Genomic DNA, 18,071 nt, shown 5'->3' with positions numbered 1-18,071 from the left:
CTGCGACCCAAGGAGTGACTCCCTCCAGCAATGGACGGATCGTCCGGTAGTACCTGCGCCGCCCCTTCCCCGGAGGCGGCGGCATGACCACCCCACTGCTGCTTCTCAGTGCGGCATTCCTTCTCATCCTCGCCAACGGATTCTTCGTGGCAGCCGAATTCGGGCTCGTCACCGTGGAGCGGCCGGACGCCGAACGCGCGGCCGCCGAGGGCGACCGGCGGGCCCGTACCGTCGTCGAAGCCCTGCGCGAACTCTCCTTCCAGCTCTCCGGCACCCAGCTGGGCATCACCATCACCTCGCTGGTCGTCGGCATGCTCGCCGAACCGGCGCTCGCCCAGCTGCTCGCCGGCCCCCTGACCGCCACCGGACTGCCCGAAGGGGCCGTACCCGGTGTCAGCGTGGTCATCGGGATGCTGCTCGCCTCCGCCGTCCAGATGGTGATCGGCGAGCTCGTCCCGAAGAACTGGGCGATCTCACGGCCGCTCCAGGTCGCCCGCTTCGTCGCCGGACCCCAGCACCGTTTCGCGACCGTGCTGCGCCCCGTGATCACCGCACTGAACACCCTCGCCAACCGGCTGGTGCGCCTGCTGGGCGTGGAGCCCACCGACGAGCTGGCCTCCGCCCGTACCCCGGGCGAGCTGGTCTCGCTGGCCAGGCACTCGGCCGAGGCCGGCACCCTGGAACAGGACACCGCCGACCTCTTCGTACGGACCCTGTCGCTGGCCGGACTCACCGCCCAGCACGTCATGACCCCCCGGGTGAAGGTGAGCGCCCTCCAGTCGTCCGCGACCGCGGCGGACGTCCTCAACCTCACCCGCGCCACCGGCCTCTCCCGCTTCCCGGTCTACCGGGACCGCATCGACGAGGTCGTCGGCATGATCCACCTCAAGGACGCCCTCGCCGTCCCCGCCCAGGAGCGGCTGCGCACCCCGGCGGGCCGGATCGCCGTACCACCGCTTCTGGTGCCGGAGAGCCTGCCCGTCGAACAGCTCCTCCAGCGGCTGCGCAAGGAGCAGCCGATCGCCGTCGTCGTCGACGAGTACGGCGGCACCGCCGGAGTCGTCACCCTTGAGGACATCATCGAGGAACTCGTCGGCGAGGTCCGCGACGAGCACGACGCGGAGGGCGCCGACCGGCCCGAGCTGGCCACCGCCGTCGGTGAGGACGGCCGTACCGTCTGGGACGCCGAAGGCAGCTGCCGGGTCCTCACCCTGCGCCGGATAGGTCTCGACGTACCGGACGGACCGTACGAGACCGTGGCCGGACTGGTCGCCGATCTGCTGGGCCGCATCCCCGCCCCCGGGGACCGCGCGGAACTGCCCGGCTGGCGGATCTCCGTCCGCCAGGTCGGCCACTACCGTGCCGAACAGGTCCGCTTCACCCGCACGGCGGACCTGCCGGAGAACGTCACGGCCGCGGACCCCTCCGCGCGAGTGCTGCTGGAGGCCGTGCGATGAGCCTGGTCCAGCTGCTGTTCGCCGGGCTCCTGGTGCTGGCGAACGGCTTCTTCGTCGGCGCCGAGTTCGCTCTCGTCTCCGTACGCCGCAGCCAGGTCGAACCGCTCGCCGCGAGCGGATCGAGCCGGGCCCGCCAGGTCCTGTACGGACTGGAGAACCTGCCGCAGATGATGGCCGCCGCCCAGTTCGGCATCACCATCTGCTCACTCACCCTGGGCGCCGTCGCCGAGCCGACCGTGGCCCACCTCCTCGAACCGGTCTTCCACGCGGCGCATGTTCCCGAGGGGCTCATCCACCCGCTCGGCTATGCGCTGGCTCTCGTCTTCGTGGTCGTCCTCCACCTCGTCATCGGCGAGATGGTCCCGAAGAATCTCGCGATGGCCGCCCCCGAGCGGACCGCTCTGTGGCTCAGCCCCGGACTGGTCGGTTTCGCCCGGCTCTGCCGCCCGGTCACCACAGGACTGGGCGCCTGTGCCCGGATCGTGCTGAGGCTCTTCCGGGTCGAGCCCAAGGACGAGGTCGAGGCGGTGTTCACCAGCGAGCAGCTCAACCGGCTCGTGGAGGACTCCGGACAGGCCGGACTGCTGGAGCCGGAGGCCCAGGAGCGCCTGGAGGACGCGCTCGAACTGGGCAGCCGGCCGGTCACCGACGTACTCCTGGAGCGGGCGTCGCTGGTGACGGTGGACCCCTCCGTCACCCCCCGCAGGATCGAGGAGCTGACCGTACGGACCGGCTACTCGCGCTTCCCCGTCTGCGCTGAGGGCGGCGGCCCCTTCATGGGCTACCTGCACGTCAAGGACGTCCTGGACCTGGAGGACGGCGAACGCGCCGTCCCGCAGCAGATCTGGCGCCCGATGGCGACGGTCCGCGCGGAACTCCCCCTCGACGACGCCCTCACCGTGATGCGCCGCGCCGCGACGCATCTGGCCCAGGTGGCCGACGCGTCGGGGCGGGTGCTGGGCCTGGTCGCCATGGAGGATGTCCTGGAAATGCTGGTGGGAGAGGTCCGCGACCCGGCCCACCGCGTCTCGGTGCCCCGCCGCACGGTGGACGTACCGACGGCCCCTCAGGAGCAGAAGGCCCTGGCGGGCCGGGCCTGACGGACCGGGGGTCCGGTGCCGCCCGGCGCGGCCGGCACCGGACCTCTCGGCCGCCGTGCTCCGTCACCGCGCGCCCTCACGCCGACCCCGGCTCCTGGGGCCCGCGGTTCACCGGCCCCCGCCCGGACAGCACCTCCCCGTACGCCTGCATCAGATCCGGCAGCCGCAGCGTCGCCAGATCGTCGCGCGTCGGCACGGCCGCGTATCCGGACAGCCGCAGATCCCGGTAGGCGCAGCTCTTCTCGTACAGCGTCCGCAGGAACCGCCCGTTGCCCAGTTCGTCGATCCAGCCCTGCTCGATGACATGCCCGCTGATGCTGCGCAGCTCGTCCACGGACTCCTCGTCCCACACATCACCGTTCTCGGCGGCCAGCACCCCACCGATCGCGGTGAGTTCCAGGGGGCGGTAGCTCGGGAAGTCCACCCGGCTGGTGAAGCGGGAGGAGAGCCCGGGATTGGTGGCGAGCAGCCGGTCCATGCCCTCCGGGTAGCCCGCGAGGATGACGACGAGATGGTCCCGGTTGTCCTCGGCCCGCTTCAGGAGGACCTGAAGCGCCTCGTCGCCGTACGCATCACCCTTGCTGTAGCCCGAGTTGGACAGGCTGTACGCCTCGTCGACGAAGAGCACCCCGCCGAGCGCCGAGTCGATCAGCTCATTGGCCTTGACCGCCGTCTGGCCGAGGAACTCCCCGACCAGATCGGCCCGTTGCGCCTCCACCAGGTGGTCGCCGCCGAGCAGTCCCAGGGCGTAGAAGACCCGGCCGAGAATGCGGGCGACGGTCGTCTTGCCGGTGCCGGAGGGGCCGGAGAAGACGAAGTGGCGCTTCGGCGGCTGGACGGGCAGTCCCTGCTCGGCCCGCAGCCGGGCCATGTTCAACTGCGCGGACAGGGCCTTGACCTGGCGCTTGACCGGTTCGAGGCCGACCATCCGCTCCAGCTCCGCCAGCGCTTCGGCGAGCAGTACGGGATCGCTGGGCCCGGCGGGGAAGGTCGGCCGCTTCGGCGTCGGCGCCGCCTTGTGGCGTACGCCCTCGACCGGGGGAGGCACGGCCGGTCCCGGATCGGGGACCGGGACCGGCCACGGTTCCCGGCTCTCCACGAGATCCGTGCCGAGCGGCGATTCGCTCTCCGGCTGGGTCTCCGCGCCCGTACCGTCCACGCCGAATCCGGTCAGCGACACGGCGGCCATATCGGCGGAGTCGTCGTACCCGTCGCCCTCGGAGATCGCCGCGAGCCGGGCCGAGGTGTCCATGAAGGCCGGGTCGACGCGGTGCACCGCCCGGTAGAGGGGAAGCGCCGCCGCGCTGCGCCCCGTCCCCTCGTGGGCCCTGGCCAGCCAGTAGCGCAGCTCCTTGCGCTGCGGCTGCTCGCTGCGGCAGCGCATCAGGGCGGCCGAGAGCAGCGGTTCGGCCTGCCCGTACATCTCCAGGCGCACCCGCGCCATGCCGCCGAAGAGCCCCGCCTCGATGCCGAGCATCGGATCGTCGACGAGCTGTTCGGTGTAGCGGACGAGCTGGTCCCAGTCCTTGACCAGGTAGGAACGGCAGGCGTGCAGGAACCGTACCTGGGAGTCGGTGTCCACCGGCGGCAGCCCGGCCAGCGCCCGGTCCAGCTCCGGGACATGGCGGCCGTCCAGCCAGTGCGAGGCGTGCGCGAGCAGCAGGTCGCGCGGGCTCTCCAGCACCGGTTGTACCCACCAGCCCAGCCAGTACCACGAGTTGAGCGTGCGGCGGTGGCGGGAGCGCTGCTCGCCGAAGCGTTCACGGTGGCGGTACATGCGCAGCAGCGCCGTGGTGGTGTCGACGCGCAGCGCGTGGAGGCCGAGCCAGCCGTCCGCCATGCCGGGATCGCACCGCACCGCGGCTCTGAACTCCTCCTCGGCCTGCGGATACGCGCCCATGGTGTAGGCGTCCACGCCGCGCAGCCAGGCGAGGTCGGCGGGGGCCTGTGCGCCCTGCGTGCCGATGTCCATCAGGTCCCCCACAAACCGTGCCCCCAGGATGTCCCGCCCGCTCAGCATGCCCACCGGAGCGCGCCGAATCACTGTGCTGAGGAGGGGAATTGACCGCACCGAAGTGCATCGTACCTGCACAGAGGGTGAGCGGCTAAGGGGCCTTCGGCGCAGCGGGGAACGTGACCGAGGGTGAGCGTATCGCCCTGCGTGGTCGCGAAGGAAACGGTGCGGGAGCAGAACGAAGCCCCCGATCACGGGGGAACAATCGGGGGCTTCGCGTCCGTGGGGGCTCCGAAAAGCCTCACAATGAGAACGTAAGACCTGTACGGCCCCTCGGTCAAGCCGAGTTGGAGGACTTCCGGGGCGAATGCCGGCCGCTCGACGGGGGTGGCTCCGCTACTCACCCTGGGTGACGAAACGAGTCATTCCTGCTGCCGCACGAGGCCCCTCCAGCCACTCGTATCCCTCGGGCAACTGGCGTACCAGGACATCGGCGAACGGGCGGGAGGGATCGGCGGCGAAGTGCCGCTCCTCGGCGGCGGTCCAGCCGTCCCAGAACTCCGAGAGCCCCGGCCCGTCGCGCCGGCGCCCGCGCTCCCAGGACAGGCCGCGGTCCCACTCCATCCAGCACAGCGCGGCCAGCCGAGGACGCACTGTCCGGCGGCCGGAACCGACGCCCTCGACCAGCACCACGGGCGCGGGCTCCAGCGTCCTGGGCGGACCGAAGCGCCGGGCCGTCCAGTCGTACGGGGCATAGCGGGCGCACTCCCCGCGTGAGAGCGGCAGGAGCACCTGCTCGCGCAGCCGGTCCGTCCAGTCGAAGAGCTGATCGTGGGTGGCGAGATCGTCCAGGTGCAGTACGGGCGCGTCACCGAGGGCCGCCGCGAGCCGGGCCGCGAAGGTGCTCTTGCCCGAGCCCGCGTGCCCGTCGATCGCGATCAGCCGCACCGGCCCGCAGGAGGGGGGCAGGGTGCGCAGGGCTGCCGCATGGCCGGCCAGGTCGTTCATGCGTCCAGCGTACGGGCCGGTCTTCGAACGGCCCGGGGCAATCGCAGGTCACGTCAGTGGACCAGACCAATATTGATGGTGCGGCACAGGACGAATCACTGGCAGAACCCGGCCGGGACCCGCGATAGTTGGCGCACCGATCGGTACCGCAGCCCCACCACCGCTCACGACCGGGGGTCTCGCCCATGACCAGACCGACTTCACGCAGAACCGTACTGACCGCCGCACTCGCGGCAGCGGCGGCGGCCGGCCCGGTGGTGTCCGCCGGTCCCGCGGCGGCCGCGGCTCCCTCCTCCGGCTCCTCCCGCCGGACCCCTGCACCCTGGGCGGCGGCCTCCGACGTGGACAACCGTTTCTGGAGTACGTACACCGACTGGCGCCGCGGCTCCGGTGACGGGACCCGTGCCACGGCGGGCCGCAGGCCGGGTCTGGTGATCGCCGCTCCCACCGGGACCACCGACTACACCGACCCGCACACCGGGAAGTCCGCCACCTGGGAGTACGCGGCCTGGACCTCGCCGGTCCACCGCTCCACGGTGCCGGCGACCGAGGTGATCGCCTCCTGGAACGCCGACACCCCGGCGGGCACCTGGATCCGGATCGAGCTGAGCGGCGAATACTCGGACGGGACCGCGACGCCGTGGTTCGTGATGGGGCGCTGGGCGGCGGGCGACGGCGACATCCGGCGTACCTCCGTCGACGACCAGAGCGACGGCAGGAGTTCCGTCTGGACCGACACGTTCGCCGTGGACGACCCGGCGAGCGGGCTGAGGCTGTCCTCGTACCGGCTGCGGGTGACCCTGTACCGCACCCCCGGCAGCGGGCTCACCCCGACGGTCCGGCGGCTCGGCGCGATGGCCTCGGACGTCCCCGACCGTTTCACCGTCCCGGCCAGCACCCCCGGGCTCACCCGTGAACTGCGGGTGCCGCGCTACTCGCAGAACGTCCATGTGGGGGAGTACCCCGAGTACGACAACGGCGGCGAGGCCTGGTGCAGCCCCACCTCCTCGCAGATGATCATCGAGTACTGGGGGCGCAGGCCCACGGCGGAGGACCTCGCCTGGGTGAAACCGGGCCTCGCCGACCCGCAGATCTGCCACGCGGCCCGGAACACCTTCGACTATCAGTACGAGGGGTGCGGCAACTGGCCCTTCAACGCCGCCTACGCGGCCACGTACCACGACATGAGCGCGGTCGTCACCCGGCTCGGCTCCCTCACCGACGTGGAGAGACTGGTCCGGGTGGGCATCCCCGTGATCACGTCCCAGTCCTTCCTCAAGGAGGAGCTGACCGGGGCGGGCTACGGCACCTCCGGCCATCTGATGACGGTGATCGGCTTCACCGCCCAGGGCGACATCGTCGCCAACGACCCCGCGTCACCCGACAACCCGGCCGTGCGCCGTGTCTACCGGCGGCGTGAGTGGGAGAACATCTGGCTCCGCACCAAGCGCTACGACGCGAACGGCAAGGTCAGGAGCGGTACGGGCGGGGTCTGCTACGTCTACTGGCCGGCGCGGCCGACGGCGGCGCAGACCTGGGTGCTGCGAAGGCTGGGCATCGGCTGAGGGCACTCGGCGTCGGCGGGGCGCGTCGTCGGGGTGTGGTGTCGGGGTGTGGTGTCGGGCACAGCGGACCCGTGCCCGACGGGCCTCGGCGCCCCCGTATCCCGTGCGGCAGCGGGGCGCCCCGCCCCGCGCCCTCCCGTCCGTCGGGCTCCGCAGTGACGGGGATCTCCTTCTCCCGGGACCGCTTCTGCGGCACTGTGGTCGGGTCACCGGGGGACGTCCACAACCGCACGAACGAGTGGGATGCCATGACCGCGACAGCCGCCGCCGAGAACGCGAACCATGCCCGCCGCGCCCGTACCGGGGGCCCCGGGGACCGGTCCAAGCTGCTGGAGAGCATTCTGGGCTGGACGCTCGTGGTCGTGCTCGCCATGTTCGTCACCCAGGCCGGCCTGATGTGATCCGCGCAGATATGTCCGCGCGCGGGTGATCCGTGCGCGCGGGAGGGGGCGGGGAGCCCGCCCGGCTCCCCACCCCCTCGTGTGCGATCCGTCGGTGCTAGTTGATCGCCTTGATCAGTTCGCCGTCGGCGGTGTCACCGCTCAGCTCCCAGAAGAAGGTGCCTCCCAGGCCCTGCTCGTTCTTGTACTGCATCTTCGAGCCGATGGTGGCCGGGGTGTCGTAGCTCCACCAGTTGGTGCCGCAGTGGGCGTACGCCGTTCCGGCGACGGTGCCCGTCGCCGGGCAGCTGCTCTTGAGGACCTTGTAGTCCTCGATGCCCGCCTCGTACTTGCCCGCTGCCGCACCCGTCGCCGTACCGCCCGGCTCGGACTGGGTGACCCCGGTCCAGCCGCGGCCGTAGAAGCCGATGCCGAGCAGCAGCTTCTCGGACGGGATGCCGAGCCCCTTGAGCTTGGAGATCGCGGCGTCGGTGTTGAAGCCCTCCCGCGGAATGCCGGTGTAGGAGGTCAGCGGGGAGTGCGGAGCCGTCGGGCCCTTCGCGTCCCAGGCGCCGAAGAAGTCGTACGTCATCGGGTTGTACCAGTCGAGGTACTTCGCCGCTCCCGCGTAGTCCACGGCATCGATCTTGCCGCCGTCCGAGCCGTCGGCGGTGATCGCCGAGGTGACCAGGTTGCCGGTGCCGAACTTGGTGCGCAGCGCGGACAGCAGATTGCCGTAGGCGTCGCGGCCGCTGGTGTCGCAGGTCAGGCCACAGGCGTTGGGGTACTCCCAGTCGATGTCGATGCCGTCGAAGACATCGGCCCAGCGGGGGTCCTCGACCAGGTTGTAGCAGGACTCGGCGAACGCGGCCGGGTTCTTGGCCGCCTCACCGAAGCCGCCCGACCAGGTCCAGCCGCCGAAGGACCAGAGGATCTTGAGGTCCGGGTGCAGCTTCTTCAGCTTGCGCAGCTGGTTGAAGTTGCCGCGCAGCTCCTGGTCCCAGGTGTCGGCCACCCCGTCGACCGACTGGTCTGCGGTGTACGCCTTCTCGTAGTCGGCGTAGGAGTCGCCGATGGAGCACTTGCCTCCGGTGACGTTGCCGAAGGCGTAGTTGATGTGCGTGAGCTTGTTCGCGGAACCCGACGTCTCGATGTTCTTGACGTGGTAATTGCGGTCGTAGACACCCCAGTTGGTGAAGTATCCGACCACCTTGCCGCCGGCCGCGGTGGGGGCGGCCTCGGCGGCGGCGGGAGCTGCCGCCTGTTTCTGGGGGGCGGGGGCCGCGCCGGCTGATGAGGTACCCGCGACGCCGAGCAGGGTGGCGCCGAGGGCGGCCGTACAAGCGGCCGCGGCGAGCGCCCGGAACCGGGCGCGGGGACGGTGCGATGTGAACATCGTGGCTCCTCGTGGGGGAGGGCTTGAGCGTGGGGGGTGCAAGGTCGGGCGCCGCACGGGAGGCTCCGCGAGCACAGGTGGGTCCGGTGCGCCGTCGAGCTCCGTGCGAGTTGGCATGAACGCGGTAAGGCGTTCGGTGGAACCGTAGAAGGACTAGACCAGTTGGGTCAATGGTTCGTACCAATTTCCATGACCGCAGGTCCTGCGGGCACCCCGTGACGCAAGCGCTCCCATCGGGCATACTCAACCCGCCACAGCCGCTGGCCAGCGCCTCTCGTGATCCGAGAAGGCAGGATCGGTTGCGGAGTACCGCTTTTCCCGGGCGCGGCCCGGGAGATCACCCGGCGGCGCCGCGCACACCCCGCGCGCGCGACCGCCGCAACGCCCGACAGGGAGGAGAGCGCCGTCATGTCCGACCGTGCCCCGCAGCTGGTGGAACGCCGTCTGCCCACCGAGGAGTCCCGGCAGCTCGTCGCGCTCGTGCGCGACATCGTGTCGAAGGAGATCGCTCCCCGGGCCGCCGAGGAGGAGGAAGCGGGCACGTTCCCGCGCGAGGTCTTCACCCTGCTCTCCGAGTCCGGGCTGCTCGGACTGCCCTACGACTCCGCGCACGGCGGCGGCGATCAGCCCTACGAGGTCTATCTCCAGGTGCTGGAGGAGCTGGCCGCGGCCCGGCTCACGGTCGGCCTCGGCGTCAGCGTCCACTCGCTGGCCTGCCACGCGCTCGCCGGATACGGCACCGAGGAGCAGCGGGCCTCGCACCTCCCCGCCATGCTCTCGGGCGGTCTGCTGGGCGCCTATTGCCTCTCCGAACCCTCCTCGGGCTCCGACGCCGCCTCGCTGCGCACGAAGGCGGTACGGGACGGCGACGACTGGATCATCACCGGCACCAAGGCCTGGATCACGCACGGGGGCATCGCCGACTTCTACACCGTGCTGGCCCGCACCGGTGCGGAGGGCCCGCGCGGCATCACCGCCTTCCTCGTCCCCGGCGACGCCGAGGGCCTGAACGCGGCCGTTCCCGAGAAGAAGATGGGCATGAAGGGCTCGCCCACCGCCCAACTCCACTTCGACGGCGTACGGATCGGCGACGAGCGCCGCATCGGCGAGGAGGGGCAGGGCTTCGCCATCGCGCTGTCCGCGCTCGACTCCGGGCGGCTGGGGATCGCCGCCTGTGCCATCGGTGTCGCGCAGGCGGCCCTGGACGAAGCGGTCGGATATGCCACCGGGCGGCGCCAGTTCGGCCGTCCCATCGCGGACTTCCAGGGACTGCGCTTCATGATCGCCGACATGGCCACCCAGATCGAGGCGGGCCGCGCGCTCTATCTGGAGGCGGCCCGGCTGCGTGACGCGGGTCAGCCCTTCTCGCGGCAGGCGGCCATGGCGAAGCTGTTCTGCACGGACGCGGCGATGCGGGTGACCATCGACGCGGTGCAGGTGCTCGGCGGCTACGGCTACACCCTCGACTTCCCGGTCGAGCGGCTGATGCGCGAGGCCAAGGTGCTGCAGATCGTCGAAGGCACCAATCAGATCCAGCGCATGGTCATCGCCCGCCACCTCGCGGGTCCCGAGACGCGCTGACCCGGAAAGGCCCCTCCGACCACACGGGTGTGGCCATGATCCGGGTCCGATCCCGGTCATGGCGGCCGGCAGAGTCCGTCCGGCGCTCTCCCGGTGCCGCGGCACGGCCAGGTGGACGGGCGGTTCGGCGGCGGGCGCCGTGCAGGACCGCCCGGTCGCCCTATGCATGGGCCGCGGGACGGAACGCGGCAGTGACCGGGCGGCGGGGCGGGGCGATGACGGGTGGGCCGCGGGTGCGCTGGGGACACCGGGCTGCGACGCTCAGGCGGACCCGGTCGCGGCACCGGCCGCGGAACCGATTCTTCGGAAGCCGGGGGTACGGGACGGCGGCGACCGGAGCCGTCCGTTGCCTGCAGCATCGTCATGACGCGCCGACGCCGGCGGGCGCCGACGGGTCGCTGTCCGCCCGATTCGGGCGCCAGTTCGTCACTGTCCGTGCGGCGGGACGCGCACGCACGCGGACGCCGAGGGCTGTCCCGAGCGCACCGGGGAGCCGCTTGCTGCGGGCACCACGTCGGCCGGTCCGTCGTGGTGCGGCGCAGGAGTGAGGAGCCGTCAGGCGGCGTGTCGCCGCATCGGCGACACCTGCAGCGGGCGCGAGCCGGGGCCGCCGGCGTGGGAGAAGGGCTGCATCCGCCAGTCGAGGCCCTGAGGGAGCGTCAGCAGCAGCGCCGTCTCCTGCTCCTGGACCTCCAGCGACTCGTCGGCGGCCCGCGCGTCCGAGGCGCCGCGCCCGGTTCCGGCACACACCGTGAGGACGAACGGGTTCCACGGAGTGGGGCACAGCGCGTGCTCCGGGAGGACGTCCTCGTCGGCCAGGAGCGCGATCGGCTGCGAGCAGTCCGGGCAGATCACTCGGAACATCTCGAACGTGTCGTACGCGTCGGGCGCGCCGTCCTCGTCCGGATCGGCGGGTTCGGGTTCGGTACGTCCGGTGAGCTTCAGGCTCTGCATGGGAATTCCCCCCTCGGGTGGGCCGGCAAGGCGCCACGCCCTCGGCCACAGCAAGCACTTCCCGTCGCGCGCGGGCCGTAACCGCGAGGCCGTTGCCTACCCACCCGTAAACCTGTGGCATTCATCACATGCCGCCCGCAGGTGCCCTTCCTGGGCCCCCACGGGTGTGCCGCGAGGGACCTGGGGCAATAGGTTGATCCGCATGGAGGAGCTGGACCGTCAGATTGTGGAGTTGCTCGTCAAGGACGGGCGGATGAGCTACACCGACCTGGGCAAGGCCACGGGCCTGTCCACCTCGGCCGTTCATCAGCGCGTCCGCCGGCTGGAGCAGCGCGGGGTGATCCGCGGTTACGCCGCGGTCGTCGACCCCGAGGCCGTCGGCCTGCCCCTCACCGCGTTCATCTCGGTGAAGCCGTTCGACCCGAGCGCGCCGGACGACATCGCGGAGCGGCTCGCCGGGGTGCCGGAGCTGGAGGCGTGCCACAGCGTGGCGGGGGACGAGAACTACATCCTCAAGGTGCGTGTGGCGACCCCGCTGGAACTGGAGCACCTGCTCACCCGGATCCGCACGCTGGCCGGTGTCTCCACGCGTACGACCGTCGTCCTGTCCACCCCGTACGAGGCGCGGCCGCCGCACATCTGAGGTCCCGGAGGCCGCGGGCGGCCCGGGGGCCGTTCCGTCCACGAGGGGGGCGCGGAGCGGAAGGCTCCGTGCAGGCGCGAGACTGGTCCCATGACCGACAGCACCGCCTCCCAGAGCGCCCCCGAACACCGCACCGTGCTGCTGCGCGGTGGAGACGTCCACAGCCCGGCCGATCCCTTCGCCACTGCGATGGTCGTCGAACGCGGGCATGTCGCCTGGGTGGGTTCCGAAGGGGCCGCCGATGCCTTCGCGAGCGGCGTCGACGATGTGGTCGACCTCGAAGGAGCCCTTGTCACCCCGGCTTTCACGGACGCCCATGTGCACACCACGGCGACCGGTCTGGCCCTGACCGGACTCGACCTCTCCGGTGCCCGCACGCTCGCCGAAGCCCTTGATCTCGTACGTGCGTTCGCAAAGAGTCGCCCCGCCGACCGGGTGCTGCTCGGACACGGCTGGGACGCGGCCCGCTGGCCGGAGCGGCGCCACCCGACGCGCGGTGAACTCGATGCGGCGGCAGGCGGCCGGGCCCTCTACCTGCCCCGGATCGATGTGCACTCCGCGGTCGTCACGACCGCCCTGCTGGACCTCGTTCCGGGCGTCACGGCGATGACCGGATATCACCCCGACGAGCCGTTGACCGGCGCCGCCCACCATGCCGTGCGGTCCGCCGCGCACGGCGCGCTCTCGGCGGGGCAGCGCGCGGACGCCCAGCGGGCCGCGCTGAGCCACGCCGCCTCGCTCGGCATCGGCACCGTCCATGAGTGCGCGGGGCCCGACATCTCCGACGAGGAGGACTTCACGGGCCTCCTGAAGCTCGCCGCCGAGCATCCCGGGCCGCGGGTCTTCGGGCTCTGGGCCGAGCCGGTCGCCGACGAGAAGGGCGCGCGCCGCGTCCGGGAACTCGGCGCGATCGGCGCGGCCGGGGACCTCTTCGTCGACGGTTCCCTCGGCTCGCACACCGCCTGCCTGCACGAGCCGTACGCGGACGCCCCGCACACGGGTACCGCGCACCTGGACGCCGCGCAGATCGCCGCCCATGTCACCGCGTGCACCGAGGCGGGGCTCCAGGCGGGCTTCCACGCCATCGGCGACGCCGCCGTCTCCGCCGTCGTCGACGGCGTACGGGCCGCCGCCGGGACGCTCGGGCTCGCCCGTATCCGCGCGGCACGCCACCGGGTCGAACACGCCGAGATGCTCACCCCCGAGACCGTCGCCGCCTTCGCCGAACTGGGCCTCACCGCCTCCGTCCAGCCCGCCTTCGACGCGGCCTGGGGCGGCGCGGACGGCATGTACGCCCAGCGCCTCGGTGCCGAGCGGGCGGCGACCCTCAACCCGTACGCGGCCCTGCTGCGCGCCGGTGTGCCGCTCGCCTTCGGCTCGGACAGCCCGGTCACCCCGCTGGACCCGTGGGGGACGGTGCGGGCCGCCGCCTTCCACCGGACGCCCGGGCACCGGATCTCCGTACGGGCCGGTTTCACCGCCCACACCCGTGGGGGCTGGCGGGCCGTCGGCCGCGACGACGCGGGGCTCCTGGTGCCCGGCGCCCCGGCCGACTACGCGATCTGGCGGACCGAGGAACTGCTGGTCCAGGCGCCCGACGACCGGGTCGCCCGCTGGTCGACCGACCCCCGGTCCGGCACCCCCGGCCTGCCCGATCTCACCCCCGGAGCCGAACTCCCCGTCTGCCTGCGCACGGTGGTGTTCGGACAAACTGTCTACGTACGGCCGAACGAGTGACGTGCGGACATTTCGTACCGCCGATCGAAGGCGTACGCACTCTGCCGCGACCTGCGGATCTCCGGCACTGACCAGGCAATTTGGGCAAAAGCCGCAGGTCGAGCGACTGTTGACAGAACGCGCCCACGGGCCGGTAGGTTCGGCCGAGTCCACCACAGGACGTCCGACCGGTTAAACCTCCACGCAGTCGTCGAACGCCGCTGGGTCATGGGGTGGTGTGCCGCACCGGCGCACCACCACTGACAGCCAGGTTCAGCGTCCGCGCCTCGGGGGCGAGGGAAGGTTTCAGCCGGACGGAGGGTGTGACCCGGGTGGGGCCCGGACGTTCAGTAGACAACGGCTTTCGGTCGACCCGCAGCCAGCGGGTCCCAGGTCGGCCCGAAGGGCGCCGGGCCCCGATCCGCAGTGCTGTCCGCGGCTCCGGCCGTCAGTTCTGTCCCTGGTTCCACGGATCTGCCCCGACCTGCGTGGCGCCGGTGTGCGACCGCGTCGGAGTCCGGCCGCGATGCGCTCGATATGGTGTGCGTCTGCGTACGGACTTTAAGGGGCAGCAGTGAACGACGGCGGTCAGAGGCAGTACGGCCCGCTCGGCAAGGTCTTGGTGATCATTCCGACCTACAACGAGGTCGAGAACATCAGGCCGATCGTCGACCGCGTGCGCGCCGCCGTGCCGGAGGCCGACATCCTGGTCGCCGACGACAACAGCCCCGACGGCACGGGCAAGGCCGCCGATGAGATCGCGGCCCAGGACGACAAGGTCCATGTCCTGCACCGCAAGGGCAAGGAAGGGCTCGGCGCGGCCTATCTGGCGGGCTTCGACTGGGGCTCCGAGCACGGCTACGGCGTTCTGGTCGAGATGGACGCGGACGGCTCCCACCAGCCCGAGGAGCTGCCCCGGCTGCTCACCGCGCTCAAGGGCGCGGACCTGGTCCTCGGCTCCCGCTGGGTTCCGGGCGGCCGGGTGGTCAACTGGCCCAAGAGCCGCGAAATGATCTCCCGGGGCGGCAGCCTGTACTCCCGCCTGGCCCTCGGCCTCTCGGTCCGGGACGTCACCGGCGGCTACCGCGCCTTCCGCACCGAGACCCTCAAGGGCCTCGGTCTCGACGAGGTCGCCTCGCAGGGCTACTGCTTCCAGGTGGACCTCGCCCGCCGCGCCGTCGAAGCGGGCTACCACGTGGTCGAGGTGCCGATCACCTTCGTGGACCGCGAGGTCGGCGACTCGAAGATGAGCCGGGACATCCTCGTCGAGGCGCTGTGGCGGGTCACCGGCTGGGGCATCACGACCCGGACCAACAAGGTCCTGGGCCGCAAGCACTCCTGAGACTCACGGCCGCTCGGGGGGCTCCGGCCGCCCGAGGGTCCGCCGCCGTCGCGTCATGATCACCCCCTTACGCCACTTGCACGCCCTTACGGGCACACTGGGGGCATGACGACCGGCACACCGCCCCCGACCCGTCCGAAGCGTTCACGCGCCCGCACCTTCCTGCCGCTCGGCATCGCCGCCTGGCTGGTGCTGGAGATCTGGCTGCTGACCGTGGTGGCCGGCGCGGCGGGCGGGCTCACCGTCCTGCTGCTCCTGGTGGCCGGCGGCGTCCTCGGAGCCGTGGTCATCAAACGGGCCGGGCGGCGCGCCTTCCGCAATCTCACCGAGACCCTTCAGCAGATGCCGGGGCAGCCCGGCGCCCCCGCCACCCCGCCCGCCGCGCCCACGGGCACCAAGGGCAACGGCTTCCTGATGCTGGGCGGCCTGCTGCTGATGATCCCCGGCATGATCTCGGACGTGGCCGGGCTGCTCCTGCTGGTGCCGCCGGTCCGCACGATGCTCGGCCGGTACGCGGAGCGTTCCCTGGAGCGCCGGATCCGGGCCGCGTCGCCCGACAGCCTCTCGGGCGCCTTCCAGCAGGCCCGTATGCACCGGCCGGACGGAAAGGTCGTCCAGGGCGAGGTCATCCGCGAGGACGGCGCACAGGCGCCCTCACGCCCCGACGACGGCCCCCGGGGTCCGCGCCCGCCCCTGAATCCCTGAGGGCCGCGACCGGGCCAGGAGCGCCCCGTCCGGGCCCCGCCCGCCGGGGCGCTCCGACGCCCGAGCCGCAGGCCGGAGCGTGTGCGCGACCGCGACCGGGAAGCCACGGGTCCGGGAGGAGCGCACGGCGAGGGTGAGCGCACAGCAAAGAGCCGCGGGCCCGTGACACACGATCTGTGTCACGGGCCCGCGGCTCTTCTATGCGGTGTTACGCGGTCAGGCAGATTTCCTGCTGTCCCGCGGGTGCACGGCAATGTTCATGGCTCCGGAGCGCAGAACCGCCAGCCTCTCGGCCAGCACCTCCTCCAGCTCCTCGCGGGTGCGCCGCTCCATGAGCATGTCCCAGTGCGTACGCGCAGGCTTGCCCTTCTTCTCCTCGGGGCCATCCCCGTCCACCAGGAGTGCCTGGGCGCCGCACGCCTTGCACTCCCACTCCGGCGGAATTTCCGCCTCTACCGAGAACGGCATCTCAAATCGATGTCCGTTCTGGCATGCGTACTCCACCGCCTGGCGCGGGGCCAGATCGATGCCGCGGTCCGTCTCGTAGCTGGTAACCACGAGTCGCGTGCCGCGGAGAGCTCGCTCACTCATGAATCGTGCCTCCCGGGCTTGTCGCCCACAGGACAGAAGTCGCTGTCGTCGTCATCCGGTCAACGTCCGGTCGGCGGTAAAGATTCCCGTTGCCGGTCATGCGTCGCCCGTCGTGCCGCTGCTTTTTCAGGGTTGAGTACCCACCAATGCCCGGTTTGTCACATCTGGTGGAAGGTGTCACCCAACGGTTCAGTTGCTTCCACTCGCAGTAACGGTCCTCCGGGCAGGCCAAAGGCGTACACTACCGGCCTTTCACTTCAACGTCTAAATCCGGTCCGGAACAGGGTTGCCCGCGGCCGCCACGGCCTGCCGTACCGGGACCCTCGCGAGCAGTACCGAACCGAGTACGAAGAAGAGGACCAGCGAGATGATCGCCTCCCGGTAACTGCCGGTCAGCTGGTACGCCACACCGAAGACCAGCGGCCCCAGCCAGCTCAGGCCGCGGTCGCTCATCTCGTACGCGGAGAAGTACTCGGCCTCCTTCCCGCGCGGCACCAGGTGCGAGAAGAGCGACCGGGACAGTGCCTGACTTCCGCCCAGCACCAGGCCGATCGCCGCCGCCAGCGCGTAGAAGAAGGCGGGCGCGTCGGCGGGCAGGAAGTAGGCGGCGACCAGGATCAGCGTCCAGATCACCAGTGAGGCCAAAATCGTGTGCTTCGCGCCGTACACCCGGGCGAGCCGCCCCATCCCCAGGGCACCCGCCACCGCGAGCACCTGCACCAGCAGTACGGCCGTGATCAGCGTCGTCTGATCGAGGCCCAGCTCCTCGGAGCCGTACACCGAGGCCTGCGAGATCACCGTCTGCACCCCGTCGTTGTAGACGAGGTACGCGAGCAGGAAGGACAGTGTGAGGGGGTGGCGGCGCATGTCGCGCAGGGTGGCCATCAGCTGGCGCCAGCCCGAGCCGACCGCCCCCTCGCCGTCCGGCGCCACCCGGCGGTCGCGCAGCCGGCGCAGCGGTACGAGGGTGAAGGCGCCCCACCAGACACCCGCCGAGGCGAGACAGACGCGCACCGCGTCGGACTCCGAGAGCCCGAACGAGTCGTGGCCCGTGTAGAGGACCAGGTTCAGCATCAGGACCAGCGCGCCCGAGGTGTACCCGAAGGCCCAGCCGCGGGAGGAGACCGCGTCCCGTTCCTCCGGCTCGGCGATCTGCGGGAGATAGGAGTTGTAGAGCACCATCGACACGGAGATCGACGCGTTGGCGACGATCAGCAGGAAGGCGCCCAGCAGATAACGGTGGCCGTCCAGGAAGAACATTCCGGTCGTCGCCGCCGCGCCGACATAGGCGGCAGCCGCGAGCAGCGGCTTCTTGCGGCCCGTACGGTCCGCGGCGGCGCCCACGATCGGCATCAGCACCACGGCCACCACGACGGACGCCGAGACGGCGTACGCGAACAGCGAACCGGCCCGCACGGGTATGCCCAGCGGGTGGACGAACCCGTCCGGGTCGGCCGCGGCCTTGGCTATCGACGTCAGATAGGGGCCGAGGAAGACGGTGAGCACGCTGGTGGAGTAGACGGAGCAGGCGAAGTCGTAGAAGTACCAGCCGCGTTGCTCCCGCAGGCGGGCGGCCGCCGCTCCGGTGTCCGGCGGCAGCTCCGCCGGACCGGCCGTCCCTGTGGTTCCCGTGCTCAACCCGCGCCCCCTCGGTCGTCCCCGTGCGTACGTGGACGGAC

15 protein-coding genes are annotated in these 18,071 nt (G+C 71.4%); 9 read left to right on the top strand and 6 right to left on the bottom strand.

The window, feature by feature from the left end; genetic code table 11:
* Positions 1-83 precede the first annotated feature (83 nt).
* Both OG251_RS06295 and OG251_RS06290 read left to right on the top strand, forming a co-directional pair.
* Positions 84-1,457, top strand: a complete 1,374-nt coding sequence (locus tag OG251_RS06295; RefSeq protein ID WP_326676228.1) for a hemolysin family protein — start codon at positions 84-86, stop codon at positions 1,455-1,457.
* Entirely contained in the window at positions 1,454-2,557 is a 1,104-nt protein-coding gene (locus tag OG251_RS06290) for a hemolysin family protein (protein ID WP_073722530.1), read from the top strand. Before OG251_RS06295 ends, OG251_RS06290 begins: the two co-directional genes overlap by 4 nt.
* Before the next feature lie 76 nt (positions 2,558-2,633).
* Here OG251_RS06290 and OG251_RS06285 read toward each other — a convergent pair whose 3' ends face one another.
* Both OG251_RS06285 and OG251_RS06280 read right to left on the bottom strand, forming a co-directional pair.
* Positions 2,634-4,529: an AAA family ATPase gene (locus OG251_RS06285; protein WP_326676227.1), complete on the bottom strand. Its 1,896-nt coding sequence runs from the start codon at positions 4,527-4,529 to the stop codon at positions 2,634-2,636.
* Positions 4,530-4,907: 378 nt separating this feature from the next.
* Positions 4,908-5,519, bottom strand: a complete 612-nt coding sequence (locus OG251_RS06280) for a uridine kinase family protein (protein ID WP_326676226.1) — start codon at positions 5,517-5,519, stop codon at positions 4,908-4,910.
* Between the two features lie 185 nt (positions 5,520-5,704).
* Here OG251_RS06280 and OG251_RS06275 point away from each other — a divergent pair, with 185 nt between their 5' ends.
* Together OG251_RS06275 and OG251_RS06270 are read left to right on the top strand one after the other, a co-directional pair.
* Positions 5,705-7,084, top strand: a complete 1,380-nt coding sequence (locus OG251_RS06275; protein WP_326676225.1) for a peptidase C39 family protein — start codon at positions 5,705-5,707, stop codon at positions 7,082-7,084.
* 248 nt (positions 7,085-7,332) lie between these two features.
* Positions 7,333-7,485: an SCO1431 family membrane protein gene (locus tag OG251_RS06270; RefSeq protein ID WP_326676224.1), complete on the top strand. Its 153-nt coding sequence runs from the start codon at positions 7,333-7,335 to the stop codon at positions 7,483-7,485.
* A gap of 97 nt (positions 7,486-7,582) precedes the next feature.
* Here the strand turns inward: OG251_RS06270 and OG251_RS06265 are convergent, their stop codons facing one another.
* On the bottom strand, positions 7,583-8,860 hold the full coding sequence (locus OG251_RS06265; protein WP_326676223.1) for a glycoside hydrolase family 18 protein: 1,278 nt from the start codon (positions 8,858-8,860) through the stop codon (positions 7,583-7,585).
* A 408-nt stretch (positions 8,861-9,268) separates the two neighbouring features.
* Between OG251_RS06265 and OG251_RS06260 the strand changes: the two genes are divergently transcribed.
* Positions 9,269-10,441, top strand: coding sequence for an acyl-CoA dehydrogenase family protein (locus OG251_RS06260; RefSeq protein ID WP_326676222.1), 1,173 nt, complete (start codon positions 9,269-9,271; stop codon positions 10,439-10,441).
* 555 nt (positions 10,442-10,996) lie between these two features.
* Here the strand turns inward: OG251_RS06260 and OG251_RS06255 are convergent.
* Complete coding sequence (locus OG251_RS06255) at positions 10,997-11,395, bottom strand: hypothetical protein (protein WP_326676221.1); 399 nt, start codon at positions 11,393-11,395, stop codon at positions 10,997-10,999.
* Between the two features lie 202 nt (positions 11,396-11,597).
* On the opposite strand from OG251_RS06255, the gene OG251_RS06250 reads away from it, so the two are divergent.
* The 4 genes from OG251_RS06250 (at position 11,598) to fxsA (ending at position 15,801) form a co-directional block, all read left to right on the top strand.
* Positions 11,598-12,038 carry an Lrp/AsnC family transcriptional regulator gene (locus OG251_RS06250; protein WP_326676220.1) on the top strand — a complete coding sequence of 147 codons (441 nt, stop codon included), beginning with the start codon at positions 11,598-11,600 and terminating at the stop codon, positions 12,036-12,038.
* Between the two features lie 90 nt (positions 12,039-12,128).
* A complete protein-coding gene (locus OG251_RS06245; protein WP_326676219.1) occupies positions 12,129-13,775 on the top strand; it encodes an amidohydrolase in 1,647 nt (548 codons plus the stop codon).
* A 553-nt stretch (positions 13,776-14,328) separates the two neighbouring features.
* Positions 14,329-15,096: a polyprenol monophosphomannose synthase gene (locus OG251_RS06240; protein ID WP_326676218.1), complete on the top strand. Its 768-nt coding sequence runs from the start codon at positions 14,329-14,331 to the stop codon at positions 15,094-15,096.
* Positions 15,097-15,201: 105 nt separating this feature from the next.
* Positions 15,202-15,801, top strand: coding sequence for an FxsA family membrane protein (gene fxsA, locus OG251_RS06235; protein WP_326676217.1), 600 nt, complete (start codon positions 15,202-15,204; stop codon positions 15,799-15,801).
* Between the two features lie 216 nt (positions 15,802-16,017).
* Here fxsA and OG251_RS06230 read toward each other — a convergent pair whose 3' ends face one another.
* Both OG251_RS06230 and OG251_RS06225 read right to left on the bottom strand, forming a co-directional pair.
* Positions 16,018-16,392 (bottom strand): RNA polymerase-binding protein RbpA, encoded by a 375-nt coding sequence (locus tag OG251_RS06230; RefSeq protein WP_003959706.1) that lies wholly within the window; start codon positions 16,390-16,392, stop codon positions 16,018-16,020.
* 264 nt (positions 16,393-16,656) lie between these two features.
* Positions 16,657-18,030 (bottom strand): MFS transporter, encoded by a 1,374-nt coding sequence (locus OG251_RS06225; RefSeq protein WP_326676216.1) that lies wholly within the window; start codon positions 18,028-18,030, stop codon positions 16,657-16,659.
* Between the last annotated feature and the right edge of the window lie 41 nt (positions 18,031-18,071).

The sequence above is a fragment of the Streptomyces sp. NBC_01237 genome, assembly GCF_035917275.1.
In the GTDB taxonomy this organism is placed as follows: domain Bacteria; phylum Actinomycetota; class Actinomycetes; order Streptomycetales; family Streptomycetaceae; genus Streptomyces.
Note: the sequence above shows the minus strand (reverse complement) of the source record. Positions and strands in the feature narration are given on the sequence as shown.